Below are 17,667 nucleotides of genomic sequence, written 5' to 3'. Positions count from 1 at the left end.
GCAACACAAACCCCAAGGTCAGCGGGCTACCCCTGCGCACCCGTGAATGGACACCTTTCGACGCCTTCGTGGTCCGGATGGCGATCACCCCCGCGGTACTGGCCCTGCTCGGTCAGCGTGCCTGGAGGCTGCCACGTAGCCTCGATCGCATGCTGCCGAACGTGGATGTCGAGGGCCAGGCGCTGAACAGGTCCCCCGAAGCGTCCCCGGGCGAGCGGGTCGACCGGCTTCCGCAGCCCCAGTCCACCGGGCGGTGACCCATCCCGCAGACGCCGTGAGCCGTTCGCGACGTCCGCGGGATGGGCGCACGCGGCGGCGGGAGGCGGCGACCGTCGCGGTCGCGCTGCTACTGTTCTTGGTCGGCGTAATGCTCCGAGACGACGACCAGCCGGTCTCCGCGCCGCCGGCCGCCGCCTATCTGCTCGCCGCGATCTCCTGCGCGATCCTGCCGGCCCGGCACCGCGCACCAGGAACCGCCGTGGCGGTGACGGTCGGCTGCGCAGCGCTCGTCCCGCCGTTCGGGCTCTTCCTCAACCCGCTGGTGCTCGCCCCGGTCATGATCGCAGCCTTCTCCCTGGAAGCGGGATCCGAACGGCGAGGGCACAACGCCACGATGGCGACATCCGCGCTCCTCCTGGCCACGTCGCTCCTGGTGTTTGACATCGACTCGTGGCAGGCCGCCACGAGGACCGGAGTCGTGGCCTTCCCACTGCTGGCCGGCGCGCTCGGCCGTTCGCTCCGAGATCGGCGGGCCTACCTGGCGGCAGTAGAGGACAGAGCGCGGCGGGCCGAGGAGAGCCGGGAGAGCGAGGCACGTCGACGGGTGGCCGAGGAACGGATGCGCATCGCCCGCGAGCTGCACGATATCGTCGCCCACCACATTGCCCTGGCCAACGCTCAGGCCGCGGTCGCCACCCAGGTTTTTGACAGCCACCCGGAGCGATCCCGCGCGTCCCTACGCCAGTTGTCCGAGACCACTGCCGACGCCCTTCACGAACTGCGCGCGACGGTCGGCCTGCTGCGCCAGTCCGGTGGGTCATCGACGCCCCTGGAGCCTGCCCCTGGGCTATCCCGGCTACCCGCGCTTGTCGAGTCCTTCCGCCGCACCGGACTGGACGTGACGGTACGCCAGACCGGCCCGGCCCGACCGCTGTCTCCCGGGGCCGACCTCACCGCCTACCGCATCGTCCAGGAGGCGCTGACGAACGTCACCAAGCACGCCGCGATCGACAGGGCCCAGGTGAACCTCACCTACGACGACGCCCGCCTGACCATCGCCATCGCCGACGACGGACGGTCCCCGGCCGCACCGGCAGACCGAGCACCGGGCTACGGGCTGATCGGCATGCGCGAACGCGCGGCGGCCGCCGGCGGCCGGCTGACCGTGGGCCGCCGGCCGCAGGGAGGATTTCTCGTGACCTTGGAGCTGCCCTTGGCGCCGCCCAGAGACGCCGCGCGGCTGGACCTGGGCGAAGACGGCCAGTCAGGAGACGGGCACGCATCGGGACCAGATGCCAAGACGGACAAGGGGACCGGATCGTGACCATCCGTGTGCTGCTCGCTGATGACCAGGCCCTGCTGCGCGAGGCGTTCGCGCTCCTTCTCGACGCCGCCGACGATATCGCGGTGGTCGGCGAGGCAGCCGATGGACGCGCGGCGGTCGAACGCGCCCGGGAGCTCAAGCCCGACGTGGTGATCATGGACATCCGCATGCCGGAGATGGACGGCCTTGCCGCCACGGAGGCCATCTGCGCGGATCAGGACCTGGCCGCCAGCCGCATCCTGATTCTGACCACCTTCGAGATCGACGAGTACGTCGCCAGAGCGCTGCGCGCCGGAGCCAGCGGCTTCATCGGCAAGGGGATCGCGGCCGAGGACCTACGGGACGCGGTCCGCACGGTGGTGGCCGGTGACACCCTCCTGTCTCCTACCGCGATCCGTTTCCTGGTCAGCCGCTTTCTGGCCACTCCGGACGACGTCCTCGCCCTTGGATCCCGGCGGCTGGACGCGCTGACCGCCCGCGAACGCGAGATGGTGGCTCTGGCCGCGACCGGCCTGTCCAACCAGGAGATCGCCGACCGGATGGTGCTCAGCCCATTTACGGTCCGCACCCATGTGTACCGGGCCATGGCCAAGCTGGGAGCCCGTGACCGGGCGCAGCTCGTGGTCATCGCCTACCAGACGGGCCTGGTGCGTGCCGAGCCCGCCCCTGACGATTCCGGCCGGCTGTGAGACCCGCGTGGGTCATGCAAGGGAATTCGGGTTTGATCAACCCGGGTCCAGGGGTTTGTGGGCGCGGACCTGGCGGCCCCGCCGCTCGTCTTCCACGGCAGCGCATTCCGCCACCTGGCCACGGTGTGAGCCCTCCAGGATCGGGCGGACGCGGACGTCGAATTCGACTCGCGGCAACATCAGCTCTCAACGCTTCGCCGAGCTGTGCGCGCCGATCTGAATGAACTGTTTCTATCGCTGGCTTGGACCTGGAACGACCTTAGCGGATCAAGGTGAGATCGAAAAGGTGAGATCGCAAAGGTTCCCTGGTCGTGGGTGCGCGCCGACGTCGCGGCCAGTCGCGAGCTCGCTCGGCGCGGTCTGGCCGACCAGTTCGGCCGCCCGGCCCGCCGGGCAACGGCTCGCCAGCGGGCGGCCATGCCGTTCGTGCATCTGCGTGCGACTCGCACCCCGGTGACGTTCTGGACCCGTCGCCCGCGGTGTACGGGTCGCCTCGTCCCCCGCGAGCAGGGGCCCCGGGTCGTCGTCTCGGCCGGTGACCACGTCGCCGGCCCAGCCGGCTGGGGCCCACCAGTGGTGCGGCCACCAGCGACGGCCCGCTGTCCGCCGACAACCTCACCTCGCGGGTCGGCTCCATGCGGCGCGCGGACCAGCTATGCTGCTCGCATCACCTCGTCGGGCTCCTGCCGCGAGTTGTCCGCGCGTCGTAGCACCCGCTCCTCTCGATCGGGCCTCCGCTCCGCGCGTAACCGGTCGAGATCCTCACTCCCCGGTTGTCGGCGGGACATCCACACAGATAGCGATTTTCCTTGTCTTCGTTCACCGATCTTGGTGTGCCCGCGCGCCTCACCGACGTTCTCACCCGTCACGCCATCGAGACCCCCACCCCGATCCAGCGGGCGACGCTGCCGGACGCGCTCGCTGGACGTGACGTCCTCGGCCGCGGCCGCACGGGGTCCGGCAAGACGCTCGCGTTCCTCCTGCCCGTGGTCGCGCGGCTGTCCGGCGGGCCCCGGGCCCGAGCCGGGGCTCCGCGCGCGCTGATCCTGGCGCCCACCCGCGAGCTCGTCGCGCAGATCGACACGGCTCTGCGGCCGCTCGCCGCCGCGGCCGGCCTCACCTCGTGCACCGTGTTCGGTGGCGTCGGTCAGAACCCGCAGGTGGTCGCGATCCGGCGGGGCGCCGACATCGTCGTGGCCTGCCCAGGCCGGCTCGAGGATCTCCTCGCGCGGGGGCACTGCTCGCTGGCCCAGGTAAAGGTCACCGTGCTCGACGAGGCCGACCACATGGCCGATCTGGGGTTCCTTCCCGCCGTACGCCGGCTGATCGGCCAGACCCCGGCCGGCGGGCAGCGAATGCTGTTCTCGGCCACCCTGGACAGGGCCGTCGACACCCTGGTGCGCCAGTACCTCAGCGAGCCCGCGGTGCACGAGGCCGACTCCGCCCAGTCCCCCGTGGGCACCATGGCGCACCATCTGCTGCACGTCGAGCGGGACAACCGGCTCCCCGTGCTCGTTGACCTGTCCAGCGCACCGGGCCGCACGGTCGTGTTCACCCGCACGAAGCACGGCGCCAAGGCTCTGGCCCGCCACCTCAACCGCGCCGGCGTGCCCACGGTCGAGCTGCACGGCAACCTGAGCCAGAACGCCCGTACCCGCAACCTCGACGACTTTCACACAGGCCGGGCCTCGGCGCTGGTCGCCACGGACATCGCCGCCCGCGGCATCCATGTCGACAACGTGGCTCTCGTGATCCACGCCGACCCACCGGCCGACCACAAGGCATATCTGCACCGTTCCGGGCGCACCGCGCGCGCCGGCAACAGCGGCACTGTCATCACCCTCGCGACCACGGAGCAGATCCGTGAGGTCACGCAGCTCGCCCGCGCCGCCGGCATCAAGGCGACGACGACACGGGTCGCATCCGCCGATCATCCGATACTCACCACGCTCGCCCCCGGCGCTCGGTCGCTCACCAGCCCCACGGCCGCGATCCCGGCGGAGACCAGGACCAGTCCAGCCCGACGCACGCCGGTCGGCGGAAACCACGGCGCCGAGCCGACACCTCGAACAGGCAGACGGCGTGGACGCCGCCCCGCCGGCAACCACAACCATCGCGCCGGGCGGGCCACGGCGTCTCGACCACCCACAGCCACGGCTCTTACCAGCTCACCCGATCACGAGGCCGGCCCGTCGCCCGCGGAGCGATCCAGGTCGCGACCGAGCCACAGCGCCGCGATGTTCAGCGCCCGCCGCGCCCGCTGACCAGACTCACAGGTCACCGCCGGACCCCACCACCGGTAACCCGCATCAACGGCCAAGTCGGACGATATGTTGATCACGGGATCGGCAGCCATCGCCCACCCCGCCCGTCGGCATTCCGGTTCGGAGTCGGCGGTCGGTGCGGTTTTGCCTGCGGCGACGCGGTAAAAGAAGGGTCATGGCTGCGAGCCGGCGACGTCGGCGACCGGAGCGGAAGCGGGCGGCGGCGGGCACCGGACCGCAGGATCTCACCCTCCACACGGCGCCGCCGGCGTCCGGCGAAGCCGCCCCGCCAGTAGGCAACGACGCGGCGGCCCTCGCATGGGTCGGGCCGGCCGGGTGCATCACGTGAGTCGCATGGGTCGCACAGGTCAGGCGGCGGGGTCGAGGACGACCTTGGTCCAGCCTGTCTCGCGGCGGTCGAAGGCCTGGTAGGCGTCGAGCGCGGAGGAGACGGGCTCGTGCTGGGTTATGATCGTCGCCGGGTCGACCGTGCCCGCCTCCACCATCGCCAGCAGCTCGGGGATGTACCGGCGGTGGTGGCAGATGCCCAGCTTGATCGTCAGGTTGCGGTTGAGGGCCGTACCGATCGGATAGGCGTTCAGGGTCGGCGGGTAGAGGCCGACGATGCCGATCGAGCCCGCCTTGGCCACCGCCTCCGCCGACCAGCGTGTCACCTGGGACGGGGCATCACCGGGAACCCAGGTGTCCCCGGCCGGGCGGGCGCCGCCCGCGGTGGCCGCGTCCCGTTCGGCCGCGAACTCCTCGGCGGCCTCGTCACCCGGCACGGCGGGCCCGGACGACGGATGCTGGGCGTCGACACCGACGGCGTCGATCGCCCGGTCGACACCGATGCCCCGGGTCATCTCGAGGATGATCTCGACGGGATCCTCCTCGTTGAAGTCGACGGTCTCGGCGTGCAGCGCGCGGGCACCGGCCAGCCGGGACGCGATGCCGTCGACCGCGATGACCCGCCCGGCGCCCTGCTGGAACGCGGACAGCACCGCGAACTGGCCGACGGGACCGGCCCCGAACACCGCGACCGTGTCCCCCGGGGTCACCTCGGCCAGCTTCGCGCCGAACCACCCGGTCGGGTAGATGTCCGACAGCATGATCGCCTGGTCGTCCGAGACGGAGTCCGGCACCGGTACCAGTCCGGCGTTCGCACAGGGCACCCGGGCGAACTCCGCCTGCAGGCCGTCGAACGGGCCGGTGTCCTCCGGGCCGCCGAAGAAGGCCGATCCCGCTCGGGAGCCGCGCGGGTTGGCGTTGTCGCACTGCGCCTGGTAGCCGGCCCGGCAGTAGGAACACGAGCCGCAGGCGATCGTCGAAGGGATGATCACCCGGTCGCCGGGCCGCAGGTTGCGGACGTACGGCCCGACCTCCTCGACGATGCCGACCCCCTCGTGCCCCAGGATCGTGCCCTCCCGCATGCCCGGCATCGTCCCCCGGACCATGTGCAGGTCCGTCCCGCACACCGCGCTGCTGGTCAGGCGGACGATCGCGTCCGTCGCCTCGGTGAGCTTCGGTTCTGGCACATCCTCGAGCCGGATATCTGCCGATCCGTGATAGACGACCGCCTTCATCCGCCGACTCCCTCTCCCCCGTGGGACACCCCCCGTCCCGACCAGGACGAGCAGGCGCGGTTCCCCTCGCCTATACCCGACCCCTCCAGGATCACGCAGAGTATGCGAAGGATGCCGGTGCCGGCCGGTTCCAGCGACCAGGGTAACCCGATGCACCACTCACGTGACCGAACGGATATTTTCTGTCCTCCCGGCCGCGCTGCGGTCTGATGATGACGCAGGGCGGCCGCGAGGGACTCGCTCAGACGCGCACGATGCGTTCGGCCGCGTTGTCGATGTGGTCGGCGGTGATGGCGGTCGTCTCGGGGACCTTCCGGCGGTTGACGATCTCGTAGGCGAGGGCGTTGACCAGCCAGGGCTGGCCCATCGTCAGCGCGTAGGCGTACTCGACGGCCTGGGGGTGCATCGCTGGCTGGTCGCGGCCGTGTGCTGCCCGTACAGGTCGCGCACCTCGTCGAGGGGAGGTCGTTCGCTGATCACAACTCTACGGAACACCTGGTGACCGCCGGTCCGCGCGCGCCGTGATTCGCCTGCGAGAAGTCAGTCTGCGGGTTCGAGTCCGCCCCTCGATACCAGTGGAAGTGCAGTTACTATAACTACACTTCAACTGCCTGCGGAGGGGGTGGGCGTGCGACGGCCGGAGGACATGTTCGACCGGGAGGTCGAGTGGGCACGGCTCGCCCGGTTCTGCGAGGACGACGCACCGGGCGCGAGCCTCGGCGTCGTCAGCGGCCGGCGCCGGCAGGGCAAGTCGTTCCTGCTCGAGGCCGCCTGCGAGCAGACCGGCGGGCTGTACTTCCAGGCCGTGGAGGCGACGGCGGCGGACTCGCTGCGGATGTTCGGCACCCGGCTGGCGGAGCATCTGGGAGCACCCGCGGCGTTCACCTTCCACGGCTGGGACGAGGCCGTCGACGCGATCCTCGGGCTCGGCTCGCGGAAGCCTGTGCCCGTCGTCCTCGACGAGTTCCCCTACCTGACGAAGGTCTCGCCGGAGCTGCCCTCCGTGGTGCAGGCGGCGTTCGGACCGCGCCGACCCCGGCGCCGCGAGTCGCGCACCCGGCTGGTGCTGTGTGGGTCGGCGCTGTCGGTGATGGGACGCCTGCTCGCCGGGGCGGCGCCGCTGCGGGGCCGCGCCAGCCTGGAGCTGACCGTGCCAACACTGGACTACCGGCTCGCCCGGGAGTTCTGGGGCATCGAGGACCTCCCCCTGGCCGCCCAGGTCCACACGGTTGTCGGCGGCACACCCGCCTACCACGACTTCCTGCGCGGCGACCGCCCGGCGTCCCCCGCCGACTTCGACGACTGGGTGGCCCGCGCCGTGCTCGACGCGGCCTCACCGCTGTTCCGCGAGGCCCGCTACCTGCTCAGCGAGGAACCCAGCCTGCGCGACAGCGCGCTGTACAGCTCGGTGCTCGCCGCGGTGGCCAGCGGCGCGACGACGCGCGGCGGCATCGCCAGCCACGTCGGACGGTCAAGCTCCGACCTCGCCCACCCGCTCACCGTCCTGGCCGACGCAGGCTTCCTCGTCCGCGCCGATGACCTGCTGCGCGACCGCCGACCGCTGTGGCGGATCGCCGAGCCGCTCGTCGCCTTCTACCACGCGATGATCCGGCCCGCCTTCGCCCAGCTCGACCGTCCCGGCCGTGCGGTTCGCCTCTGGCCGACGCTGCGTCCCACCTTCGCCGCCCAGGTACTCGGCCCGCACTTCGAGGGCATGGCCCGAACCTGGGTGGCCGACTTCGCCAGCCCCGAGACGCTCGGCGCCGACCTGCTCGGCGACGTCGGCCACGGCACCATTCACGATCACGCCGGCCGCGCCCACCTGGAGCTGGACATCGTCGCACTCGGACCCGCCGACGGCACCCGCCGCCGCCTGGTGGCCCTCGGCGAGGCGAAGTGGGGCACGACCCTCGGCATCGACCATCTCGACCGCCTCGACCACGCCCGCACGCTGATCGGCTCCGCCCGCGGCCTCGACATCACCACCACCCGGCTGATCCTCGTCTCCGCCGCCGGCTTCACCGACGACCTTCACGCCCGCGCCGCCGCCGACCCCCGCATCGTCCTCGTCGACCTCGACCGCCTCTACCACGGCTCCTGAGTCCGCTGACATAGAAGAGGCAGCGGGATTCCCTGCCGCATAGGTGGCCGCTTCGTTACGATCCGCACCAATGAGCATCGAGCGACCTCACGCGGACATCGAGTCGCCGCCCGATGCCCCGCGCCCGGCCCGAGCACCCGACGGCCCCACCCAGGCCGAGCTGAAGGCCCAACTCCTCGACCGCGCCGCCGCTACGCGGACCGCTTCGGATCGCTCGCCAGAGCCGGAAGCCCGACCTGGTGAGCGGCCAGCCGACGATCGCCCATCCCGCGCAACCGATCGTCCGACTCTCAACCCGGACCGATCACCCACCGCCCTCGAACGGGACCGCCCCTCCGAGCGGCGACCAGCCCCGGACGCGGACCCGCCTCTGACCCCCCTGGAACGCAAACTCGCCCTCCTCGACCGCCGCGATCAGACAGCAGCGACGCCGGAAGGCACTGAACATCCCTACGAGGAGACGCCACCGGAGGGCGTCGACGCCGCCGCACGCGCTCGTGGGGACGGCGACCGCCTCGGCTGGCGCCTGAACCGCATCTGGAAGGACAGCCAGCCCACCACCGACGGCCGCGCCTTCTACGAGAAGAACGACGACAAGATGTGGTGGTATGCGCACACCGCCGAGCCTTCCCCCGGCCGCTACACGGCCGACCTGCACGGCAGTCCGCAGGGCTTCCGCGTCGGTCACCACAATCTCGATGCCACTCACCTCGCCGCCCTCATCCGCAAGGACGACACCTGGCAGGGCCGGCCCGTCCGGCTCATGTCCTGCGAAACTGGCCAGGGAGACGATCCCATCGCCCAGAAACTCGCCGACGAACTCGGGGTCAGCGTGACCGCACCTACGGAACTCGCCTTCTCCGGATCCGACGGTAGGGTATACACCACGTCAGAATACGAGGACGAGCACGGAAATCTCGTTCAGACAATCCCCTACGACGGCGTCTGGCTCGAATTCGAGCCGCGACAAGAAGAGGACAAGCGTGGCCGAGACTAGAGACGGCTTCACAATCGCACACGTGTTCGACGGGACGAACAACGGCGAGTACTATGTCGTCGACAGGGAACCCCTGCCACGCGAGCAGCGCGACAGCGTCCTGGCATATCTTCACCAAGGGGAAAACCTCATGATGGCCAGAAGCCTCGGCGAGGACAGGCTTGACCCGTCCCGCGGAAGGCAGGTCCCTCGCGGTGCCTCGACCGACGGAAGGTGGATCTGGGACGCCTCGATCGCCTACTACCTCAGAGAACACGAGCTCTCCCCGGAGCCCGCGTTCATCGCCTATCTCCGCGAGCGAAACTTCCACTACGAGGCTCCGACCCCAGAGCAGGTCACAGCCGCGCTGGCGGCCCTGCAAACCCGATAGGCCGCGCAGAGGCCAGTAGCGCACCGCAGGCTCCTCTGACCCGCTCAGTACATGGCGGTAAGGCCTGATCGGGAGATTTGTCGTGGGAACTTTTATTCTGACCTGGAATCCCGACCGCTACGAGTGGGATGAGGAGGGCGGCGACTACGAGGGCGGCGTCGCCCTGATCGCCTCCGGCGCCACGATCACAAGCACGTGGTCCATGGGTGGACGTAGGCACGGAGTCGAGCCGGGCGACCGCTTCTATCTGTTGCGGCAGGGCGTGGAACCACGCGGAATCATCGGGAGCGGCTATTTCACGACCGGGGAGATCTACGAGGACGAGCACTTCAGCGACCCGACCAGGACCACCTGGTACGCCAAGGTGGTCTTCGAGCTCCTGATCGACCCGGCGGACGGCATTCCAACGGCCCAGTTGCTGGACGAGGTCCCCGGGTTCGGCTGGAACACCACCTACGCATCAGGGAACGAGGTGCGCGGAGACGCGGTTGACCAGCTGGACCGCATGTGGAAGGAAGCGGCAGCCCATCCGAAGCACCGGAGGTGATGCGACGCATCCGCAGAACCGAGTCGGCGGATCTCGGGACTGTGACCTCAGGACTCGCGGCCGCCGACGCCGTGGCCGTCCGGTGAGCGCCGAGGCTTGGGGAGGGTCGCCAGCTGGCAGGGCGGCGAGCCGCCGTCTGGTGAGGTGTCGGTCATCACCCAGCGGATTGCCGCCGTCATCGCGCACGTGAGAAATGCAAGCCAGACGGCCAGCCCGATGCTCCCATGCGTCGCCAGCAGTGCCGCCGCCACGACGATTCCCGTGGCAAAGACCACCGCCGCTACGCGCGGCAGCCACCGGGCGGCCATCTCGGAAAGCCGCATGTCCTCTCCCCCTTTCCACTGAAGCATGGGCGGGGCGGGCTCGAGCGAGAATACACAGGATGGCGGCGATATCGGCCTGGCACTGGCACTCACGGGTGATGAGGCGGTCGAGGAGGATCGGAACTTTATGGCGAGCAGGCCACAGCAGGGTGCCATTGGGTCACGTCGCGGGCCGCGATCTTCGCGGGTGCTGTCGCGGCGGGTCGTGGCAGCCTTCTGGCCGCTTCACGGCAGTCCGTGTCGCATAATCCGGGCCAAAACGGACGGCAACCCGCGAATTCGCGACACAGCGCCGCTGTCCCCCGCACGCACTTCCCACCCGCGGGAAGTCCGCCCGATATGCGACTTATGGGGACCGCTCCGCCACGGCTTCGACGCGGTCCTCGGGCCGCTATTCGCCGTGGGTGGTCTATTCGCCGTGGGTGGTGAGGTGGGCGACGTGGTGGGTGTCGTTGAAGCCGCGCAGGACGGCGGGGCCGTCGGAGTACCAGTCGATGGTGCACAGCGACACCAGGTCGAGGTGCAGGCGGTAGAGGACGGCCGGCTCGGCGGCGAGCGCGAGCTGGGTGAAGGCCTTGATCGGGGTGACGTGCGAGACGACGAGGATGCGCGCCCCGGGATGCTCGGCGAGAAGGCGGTTGCGGACCAGGGCGACGCGGGTCACCGTCTCGATCAGGCTCTCGCCGCCCGGCGGCGGGACGTGCGGGTCGGCGAGCCAGGCGTTGAGCTCGTCCGGGAAGCGCTCGCGCACCTCGCCGAAGGTCATCCCCTCCCACGCGCCGAAGCTGGTCTCGCGCAGGTCGTCGTCGACGGTGTAGTCCCGCCCGAGCGCCTCGGCGGTCTGGCGGGCCCGCTTGAGCGGTGACGAGACGATCAGGTCGAACGGCTCGTCACGCAGCCGGTCGGCGGCGGCCGCGGCCTGGGCGAGGCCGACGTCGGTCAGCGACGCCTCGACGGTGCCGCTGAACCGCTTCTCCACCGACAGTGGCGTCTGCCCGTGGCGCAGCAGCACCGTGGTGGTGGGCGGGGCGGGAGGCGCCATCCAGCCGGAGAGCCGGTTGGTGGTGGGGGCCTTGTGGGGCAGCGGGTCGGGCGACTGGGGAACCGACGGCTCCCAGGACCGCCCGGCCGCGGCGGCGTCCATCGCCTCGTTGGCGAGACGGTCGGCGTCGGCATTGCGGGCGCGCGGAATCCACTGGAAGCGCACCCGGGGGAAGGAACGGACGAGCGCGCCGGCCTCGTCGGCCAGCGGGCGCATCGCCGGATGCTTGATCTTCCAGCGGCCGCTCATCTGCTCGACGACGAGCTTGGAGTCCATCCGGACCTCGACGTCGGCGCCCGGATCGATCTCGGCGGCGGCCTGCAGGCCGGCGATGAGCCCGGAGTACTCGGCGACGTTGTTCGTCGCCCGGCCGATCGACGCGGCGCGCTCGGCGAGCACCGCGCCGCCGTCGGCGTCCCGGACCACGGCACCATAGCCGGCAGGACCCGGGTTGCCCCGGGAGCCGCCGTCCGCCTCGATGATCAGCCTACGCCCGCTGCCCATCTCGCCACTCCCCTCACCGTCAGCCCCACCGACACGCCGACTACAGCCCGGACTCGGGGGTACGGACCAGGATGCGCTGGCATTCCTCGCACCGCACCACCTCGTCGGCGGGTGCGGCCGCGACGGCCCGCAGATCGCCGCCGGACAGTTCCAGATGGCAGCCCTCGCAACGCCGCCGGACCAGCGCCGCCGCGCCGACCCCGCCTGACGACGCCCGGATCCGCTCGTAGAGGGTGATGAGCCCACCGGGCAGCTGCGGGACGAGGGCCTCCCGCTGCTGGCGCAGCCGGGCCGTCTCGGCGTCGATCTCGGCGAAGGCCTTGTCCCGGCTGGTGGTCGCCGCGTCGACCTCGGCGGCGAGGTCGTCGCGGCGGCGGGCGACCTCGGCGATCCGGGCCTCGAGCGCCTCGACCGCCTCCATCTTCTCCAGCGCCTCGTCCTCGAGGACACCCTGGCGCCGCGCCAGGGAGGCGAGCTCCGACTGCAGGTTCTCCAGCTCGCGGGAGTTGGTCATCGCACCGGACTCGAGGCGCTGTGTGTCCCGCTCCGAGCGGGTGCGCACGAGCTCGATCTCGTTCTCCAGCCGGCGCTGGGCGCGGGTGACGTCATCGAGCTCCGTGCGCACCCCGACGACCTCGTCGTCCAGGGCGGCCAGGGCGGTGCCACGTTCACTGATGACGGCGAGCTCGGGCAGGCCGCGGCGACGCGCGGCCTGCCGGTCGACGCCGGAGTCGAGGGCCTGCAGGTCGAGCAGGCGACGCTGGATTGCTGGGTCTGCCTTCATGGACTCCTCACCGGTCTGCCCTGAACTGATCGACTGTCTGCCCTGAACTGATCGACGGTCCACCGGCGCCACACCCGTGCTCGGCCAACCCGCCGGGCCGCCCGACGGGCTCGCGGGCGGATCGGCCGGGTGGACGCGGGAGGGCGGCCGCTGTTGCGACGCGCTCCCCTACAGGGACGGAACGTGCAACCGCCAGGGATCGGTCACGATAGCGGACACCGATGTACTCACCGTACGTCCCCGGGCCGCGAGTCCGGCCCGCAGACGCGCGGCGGCCTGGCCGAGCCACGGCCATTCGCTCGCCCAGTGCGCGACGTCGACGACGGCCACCGGATGCGCGCCGACCGCGTCGAGCACGTGGTGATGCCGCCCGTCGGCGGTGACCAGCACGTCCGCGCCCGCCGCGCCGGCCGCGCCGACGAGCTCCCCGCCCGCGCCGCCGCAGACCGCCACCCGATGCACGAGCCGGTCCGCCGCGCCGGTCGCCCGCACGCCGGCCGCCGTCGCCGGCAGCGCTCGGGCCACCCGCGCGCAGAAGTCACCGAGCGGCTCCGGCGCCGGCAGCTCGCCGATCCGGCCCAGGCCCCGGCACGACGTGGCCACCAGGCCCGCCGCCGCCACGGGGAGCGCCGTGGCGGCGGGTGGCTGAGCCTGAGGGCTTCCCGGCGAGGTACCGGGGGTCTGGGGGGTTCTCGGCGTGGATCCGGGGGTCTGAGGAGTGCCCGGCTGGGCGCCGGGGGGCCGGCTGGATCCCGGTGGCGAGTCGGGGGCGAGGGAGGTGACGTGGCGCAGCCCGATGGCGGCGGCGAGGGCGTCGCTGACGCCGGGGTCTGCGACGTCGGCGTTGGTGTGCGCGGTGAACAGCGCCGCGCCGGCGCGGATCAGGGTGGCCACCACCCGCCCGCCCGCGCCCGTCTCCGCGACGCCGTGCACTCCGCGCAGGAACAACGGATGGTGCGTGACCAGCAGCTGGGCGCCGCGGGCAGCTTCGGCGGCCACCTCGAGGGTGGGATCGACCGCGAACAGCACCGACGTCACCGGCGCGTCCGGGTCGCCGACGGCGAGGCCCACCGCGTCCCAGGACTCCGCCCAGGCGTGTGGGAAGGCCGCTTCCAACACCGCGACACAGTCACGGACCGTCGCCGTCCCAGCGTTCACCACGCCGACCCTACCCGCACCGTCGCGACGGACTGCCAGCCGGTCACCCAGGCCGGGCCGAGGCCGAGGCGCCGCGCACGCCGTCTTCCTACCCCCGTAACGTTCCCAATGGCAACACACCCGCGCAGAGGCGGCGAGTCACCTGTGCGGGGTGGCGCGCCATGAAGAAGGGGGAATTCGTCATGGCGGACGTATCGGTGCGATTCCAGGTCGCCGGGGACTCCGAGATCGTGCTGAACCTGGCGACGGCCGAGGCCGTGCGGCTCGTGGAGGCGATCATGGGCAAGGTCGCCGAGGCGATGGGCACCAGGTCCTACGGCAACGCGTCCCCGAGCGGCCTGGGGCCGGGTGGCCCGGCGGTCGGGGGCGCCGCCCCGGCCGGCGGCGCACCGGGCAACGGGTCGATGGGCAACGGGTCGATGAGCAACGGCGTGATGGGCGGCGCGGCGATGAACGGGGTCTCGATGAACGGCACCGGGACCGGGGCCTACAACATCGGGGCGATCGGGACGGCCCAGCGCGCGCCGATCGGCGCAGTGTGGCCGGAGGGTCCCGCGGGCGGCCCCGGCTACTCGTCGGGGCGGTGAGAGGCGCCGGGCCGACGACACGCGCCGGTCCGGCGAAGAGCGCTGAGCGGGCGTCAAGTGCCAAGACCAGCGACAAGTGCCAGGCCAGCGAGGTGCGCCGGAGCGGCGAGGAGCAGGGCCGTCCCGTCCGGCGAGAGGTCCATGCCCCGCAAATAAGGGCAAAGCGGACTATCTTGTCAGAGTGACCCCGGAAGCGGTTGCTTCCGCAAAAGTCGACACAACGAGCCCGCAACACGATACAACTCCGCACAGCCATCCCCATCGAAAGGACAACGATCACGCATGGCGGGGGACGTACCGGTCGACGAACGCGCCCTGATCACCCCGTCCGCCGTGACGCCAGGCGCCACACCGCGCACCGCCCTCGCGGGCCTCGATCCCGCACAGTCGACCACGGGCCTGGCCGCTACGGGCGCGACCAGCCCAGACGCGGCCGGCGCCGCGGCGAGTGGCGGCCCGGGTGCCGATCCGGGCAGCACCGCGGGCACGGCCTCGGGAGCGGCGGGATCGCCGGCGTCGTCGGGCGGTGAGCGGGCGCTGCACCACTACGGCCGGGTCCAGGTGCTCGGCCGGCCGCGTGACCCCGCTGCCGGGGCGATGCCAGGCCCGCTCGGCATCCGTCCCGCCGCGGCACTGCTCCCGCCGGCCGACGGCAGCGTCGTGTCGACGGTGGGTCTGACCCCCGGGCTCAACCGCGCCGAGACGCTCGGCCTTGACGCCTTTCGCCTGCGGGCGAGCTCCGCCTACCGCCGGCTCAAGGCCGCCCGGCCCCGCGACGGCCACGCCTGGGACATGGACCGCCCCTGCACCGACGTCCCCCCGCCGCGCGGCGCCGGTTCCGGGGCGGGCGTCGTCCCGGGCGCGGGGCCCGCCGGGGGCGAAGGTCCGGACGGCGGCGACGCGGGCGGCGACCCGACCGCCGCGGCTACGCCGCGGGCCCTCGCGAACGGCTTCTCCCCGCTGCTCGCCCCCGGCGCCACCCTCGCGGCCCCGGGCGGCGCGGACACCGGCGCCGCCGGCGCGACGCCGACGGCCGGCGCCGCGTCCGCCCCGACCAGCGCGAGGCTGGAGGGTTCGGTCGCCATCGGCCTGATCATGGTAGAGGGGCCCACCGCCGACCTGCAGTTCTCCGCCGCCGAGCGGACCAAGGTCGTCGCCGAGGTGCAGAACGGCCTGTCCTGGTACGCCACCACCAACCCGGCCGCGGAGCTGAGCTTCCACTACGACATCCAGATCGTGCGTCTGTCGGTGGCGCCCAACCCGCACGCCACCGACCTGGAAGCGCTGTGGCGGGACCCGACGATGGACCGCCTCGGCTTCGCGGCGGACTTCGACGGCGTCTACGCCTACGTCGACGCGCTGCGCTCCCGGCTGCGCACCGCCTGGTCGTACTGCGTGTTCTTCACCAAGTACCCGGTGGGCTACTTCGCCTACTCGTCGATCGGCGGCCCGCGGATCGTCATGTCCTACGCCAACGACGGCTGGGGCCCGGACAACATCGACCGCGTGTTCACCCACGAGACCGGGCACATCTTCGGCGCCCCGGACGAGTACGGCGGCGCGGACTGCGACTGCGGCGGCCAGTGGGGCGTGTTCGCCACCCCCAACGGCAACTGCGACACCTGCGCGCCGTCCCCGGTGGACTGCCTGATGCGCTCCAACGCGTTCACGCTGTGCCGCTACACGCCCAGCCAGCTCGGCTGGGGCCACGGCGTCGCCGGCAACCCGGCGCTGGTGCAGTCCAAGGGGCTCGGGAAGGCCGGCAACTTCGAGGTCGTGGTCCCGTCGTCCCATTTCGGGCTGACGCACGTCTGGCGGGACAACGACGCCACCGGCTACCCGTGGCGCGACCCGTGGCGGACCGCCCAGGCCGTCGGCCAGGTCGACGCGGTCACCATGGTCCAGAGCACGCTGGCCAACCCGGGGCCGCTGGAGGTCGCCTTCCGGGTCGGCCAGACGCTGTCGTTCCTGTGGCGCGACAGCACCGGCGCCTTCGCCTGGCACGACCCCATCGCGCTCGCCCAGGGCGTCGGCGGCGTCCCGTCGCTCGTCCAGAGCCGGCTGGGGACGAAGGGCAACTTCGAGCTGCTCGTCCCGTCCGCGAACGCCGGCGTGATCCACCTGTGGCGCAACAACGACGTCCACGGCTACCCCTGGAGCGCGCCGAAGCTGTTCGGCGCCAACCTGGGACGGGTCGACGCGGTCAGCCTCATCCACGGCACCCTCGGCGGCGGCGCGGGCATGCTGGAGGCGGTCATGCGGGTCGGCAGCCGGCTCGTGCACCTCACCCGGGACAACACCGCCGTGTGGCGGACCGGGCCGACGTTCGGCGAGGGCGTCGCGGGCAACCCGGCGCTCATCCAGAGCTCGTTCGCCGACGGGTCGCGCAACTTCGAGGTCGTCGTCCCGTCGGCGTCCGGCGGACTGATCCACTACTACCGCAACAACGGCGCGTCGACGCCGTTCTGGAGCGCCCCGCGCCCGTTCGCCGCCAGCCTCGGCCAGGTGGACGCCGTCGCGATGATCCAGAGCAACTTCGACGGCCACCTGGAGGTGCTCGCCCGGGTGGGGGACGAGCTGCACATGGTGTGGCGCAGCTCCGGCCCCGGCGCCACCTGGTCCGCCCCCCGCCGGGTGTTCTGAGCGGTCGCGGGCACCGGTCGGGCAGGCTCCGGTCGGCGCGTCCCGATCAGTCGGTCACGCTGGTCGGGCAGGTCCCGACCAGCGGGCGGACGCCCCCTCAGGGGGAGGTCCGATCAGGCGCCGGAGCCGATCACGTGGCTGATCCGGTCAGGCGGGCGGGGGGTCCGGGGGTGAGAAGCCGGGGGCGTCCCAGGGCAGGCCCTCGCCGGGGCCGCGGTCCTTGCCGTGCCGGCGGGCCAGCCAGCCGTCGACGAACAGGCTCTCCGCGGGGCTGAGCGCCTCGCGCAGCGCGGCGGGGACGTCGCCCGCGAACGCGCCGCGCACCCCGGGCAGCGCCGCCACCTCCCCCGCCCGCTCCGCCGGCACGCCCGCGAGCAGCACCAGGCGAGGCGGCATCGCCGACGTCACCCTCCCCACGCCGGCCAAGGCGTCCCGCCCGGCGTCCGGGCGGGTGCCGTCACCGCACGGCTCACCCGCGGGATCGTCGAGGACGACGAGCAACTCCGGTTCGGTTCCCCACACCCCCCCATTG

At 72.0% G+C, this 17,667-nt stretch carries 17 protein-coding genes; 10 read left to right on the top strand and 7 right to left on the bottom strand.

The genetic code is table 11. The annotated features are described in order from the left end of the window. The 4 genes from C1A33_RS06085 to C1A33_RS06070 all read left to right on the top strand — a co-directional run. The coding region (locus C1A33_RS06085; RefSeq protein ID WP_207770182.1) for a hypothetical protein at nt 1–257 on the top strand (257 nt) is incomplete at its 5' end. 110 nt (nt 258–367) lie between these two features. Beyond that, nucleotides 368–1,543, top strand: coding sequence for a sensor histidine kinase (locus C1A33_RS06080; RefSeq protein ID WP_101830541.1), 1,176 nt, complete (start codon nt 368–370; stop codon nt 1,541–1,543). Then, the gene (locus C1A33_RS06075; RefSeq protein ID WP_101830537.1) at nt 1,540–2,232 is read left to right on the top strand and encodes a response regulator transcription factor; all 693 of its coding nucleotides are present in this window, start codon (nt 1,540–1,542) and stop codon (nt 2,230–2,232) included. The genes C1A33_RS06080 and C1A33_RS06075 overlap by 4 nt, the downstream gene beginning before the upstream one ends. Nucleotides 2,233–3,065: 833 nt before the next feature. Beyond that, nucleotides 3,066–4,496 carry a DEAD/DEAH box helicase gene (locus tag C1A33_RS06070; protein WP_101830536.1) on the top strand — a complete coding sequence of 477 codons (1,431 nt, stop codon included), beginning with the start codon at nt 3,066–3,068 and terminating at the stop codon, nt 4,494–4,496. Nucleotides 4,497–4,864: 368 nt separating this feature from the next. On the opposite strand, the gene C1A33_RS06065 is transcribed toward C1A33_RS06070, so the two are convergent. Together C1A33_RS06065 and C1A33_RS06060 are read right to left on the bottom strand one after the other, a co-directional pair. Beyond that, a complete protein-coding gene (locus C1A33_RS06065; protein WP_101830535.1) occupies nt 4,865–6,079 on the bottom strand; it encodes a zinc-dependent alcohol dehydrogenase in 1,215 nt (404 codons plus the stop codon). Nucleotides 6,080–6,320: 241 nt separating this feature from the next. Continuing rightward, nucleotides 6,321–6,485: a hypothetical protein gene (locus C1A33_RS06060; RefSeq protein ID WP_207770181.1), complete on the bottom strand. Its 165-nt coding sequence runs from the start codon at nt 6,483–6,485 to the stop codon at nt 6,321–6,323. 222 nt (nt 6,486–6,707) lie between these two features. Here C1A33_RS06060 and C1A33_RS06055 point away from each other — a divergent pair, with 222 nt between their 5' ends. The 4 genes from C1A33_RS06055 (at nt 6,708) to C1A33_RS06040 (ending at nt 10,094) form a co-directional block, all read left to right on the top strand. Further along, on the top strand, nt 6,708–8,180 hold the full coding sequence (locus tag C1A33_RS06055; RefSeq protein WP_101830540.1) for an ATP-binding protein: 1,473 nt from the start codon (nt 6,708–6,710) through the stop codon (nt 8,178–8,180). Nucleotides 8,181–8,250: 70 nt separating this feature from the next. Beyond that, nucleotides 8,251–9,177, top strand: coding sequence for a hypothetical protein (locus C1A33_RS06050; protein ID WP_101830534.1), 927 nt, complete (start codon nt 8,251–8,253; stop codon nt 9,175–9,177). Further along, a complete protein-coding gene (locus C1A33_RS06045) occupies nt 9,164–9,547 on the top strand; it encodes a hypothetical protein (RefSeq protein ID WP_243407242.1) in 384 nt (127 codons plus the stop codon). The genes C1A33_RS06050 and C1A33_RS06045 overlap by 14 nt, the downstream gene beginning before the upstream one ends. Before the next feature lie 82 nt (nt 9,548–9,629). Then, entirely contained in the window at nt 9,630–10,094 is a 465-nt protein-coding gene (locus tag C1A33_RS06040) for a hypothetical protein (protein ID WP_101830533.1), read from the top strand. 47 nt (nt 10,095–10,141) lie between these two features. On the opposite strand, the gene C1A33_RS06035 is transcribed toward C1A33_RS06040, so the two are convergent. From C1A33_RS06035 to C1A33_RS06020, 4 genes are all read right to left on the bottom strand, one after another. After that, entirely contained in the window at nt 10,142–10,417 is a 276-nt protein-coding gene (locus C1A33_RS06035) for a hypothetical protein (protein WP_101830532.1), read from the bottom strand. 409 nt (nt 10,418–10,826) lie between these two features. Then, complete coding sequence (locus tag C1A33_RS06030) at nt 10,827–11,963, bottom strand: bifunctional RNase H/acid phosphatase (RefSeq protein WP_101830531.1); 1,137 nt, start codon at nt 11,961–11,963, stop codon at nt 10,827–10,829. Between the two features lie 40 nt (nt 11,964–12,003). Beyond that, a complete protein-coding gene (locus C1A33_RS06025) occupies nt 12,004–12,747 on the bottom strand; it encodes a zinc ribbon domain-containing protein (protein WP_101830530.1) in 744 nt (247 codons plus the stop codon). A gap of 168 nt (nt 12,748–12,915) precedes the next feature. After that, a complete protein-coding gene (locus tag C1A33_RS06020; RefSeq protein ID WP_423748041.1) occupies nt 12,916–13,908 on the bottom strand; it encodes a Nif3-like dinuclear metal center hexameric protein in 993 nt (330 codons plus the stop codon). A gap of 179 nt (nt 13,909–14,087) precedes the next feature. Between C1A33_RS06020 and C1A33_RS06015 the strand changes: the two genes are divergently transcribed. Together C1A33_RS06015 and C1A33_RS06010 are read left to right on the top strand one after the other, a co-directional pair. Next, nucleotides 14,088–14,492: a hypothetical protein gene (locus C1A33_RS06015; protein ID WP_133150573.1), complete on the top strand. Its 405-nt coding sequence runs from the start codon at nt 14,088–14,090 to the stop codon at nt 14,490–14,492. 282 nt (nt 14,493–14,774) lie between these two features. Then, a complete protein-coding gene (locus tag C1A33_RS06010; RefSeq protein WP_101830528.1) occupies nt 14,775–17,135 on the top strand; it encodes a DUF8189 domain-containing protein in 2,361 nt (786 codons plus the stop codon). A 147-nt stretch (nt 17,136–17,282) separates the two neighbouring features. Here C1A33_RS06010 and C1A33_RS06005 read toward each other — a convergent pair. Then, nucleotides 17,283–17,667: hypothetical protein (locus C1A33_RS06005; protein WP_243407241.1), on the bottom strand; the 385-nt coding region annotated here is incomplete at its 5' end.

It is taken from the genome of Frankia canadensis (assembly GCF_900197875.1).
In the GTDB taxonomy this organism is placed as follows: domain Bacteria; phylum Actinomycetota; class Actinomycetes; order Frankiales; family Frankiaceae; genus Frankia; species Frankia canadensis.
Note: the sequence above shows the minus strand (reverse complement) of the source record. Positions and strands in the feature narration are given on the sequence as shown.

Excerpts from the sequence above, each read along its gene's own strand:
- C1A33_RS06080 (WP_101830541.1), top strand. The coding sequence starts at position 368 with ATGCTCCGAGACGACGACCAGCCGGTCTCCGCGCCGCCGGCCGCCGCC.
- C1A33_RS06010 (WP_101830528.1), top strand. The coding sequence starts at position 14,775 with ATGGCGGGGGACGTACCGGTCGACGAACGCGCCCTGATCACCCCGTCC.
- C1A33_RS06025 (WP_101830530.1), bottom strand. The coding sequence starts at position 12,747 with ATGAAGGCAGACCCAGCAATCCAGCGTCGCCTGCTCGACCTGCAGGCC.
- C1A33_RS06060 (WP_207770181.1), bottom strand. The coding sequence starts at position 6,485 with ATGCACCCCCAGGCCGTCGAGTACGCCTACGCGCTGACGATGGGCCAG.
- C1A33_RS06065 (WP_101830535.1), bottom strand. The coding sequence starts at position 6,079 with ATGAAGGCGGTCGTCTATCACGGATCGGCAGATATCCGGCTCGAGGAT.
- C1A33_RS06015 (WP_133150573.1), top strand. The coding sequence starts at position 14,088 with ATGGCGGACGTATCGGTGCGATTCCAGGTCGCCGGGGACTCCGAGATC.
- C1A33_RS06035 (WP_101830532.1), bottom strand. The coding sequence starts at position 10,417 with ATGCGGCTTTCCGAGATGGCCGCCCGGTGGCTGCCGCGCGTAGCGGCG.
- C1A33_RS06030 (WP_101830531.1), bottom strand. The coding sequence starts at position 11,963 with ATGGGCAGCGGGCGTAGGCTGATCATCGAGGCGGACGGCGGCTCCCGG.
- C1A33_RS06050 (WP_101830534.1), top strand. The coding sequence starts at position 8,251 with ATGAGCATCGAGCGACCTCACGCGGACATCGAGTCGCCGCCCGATGCC.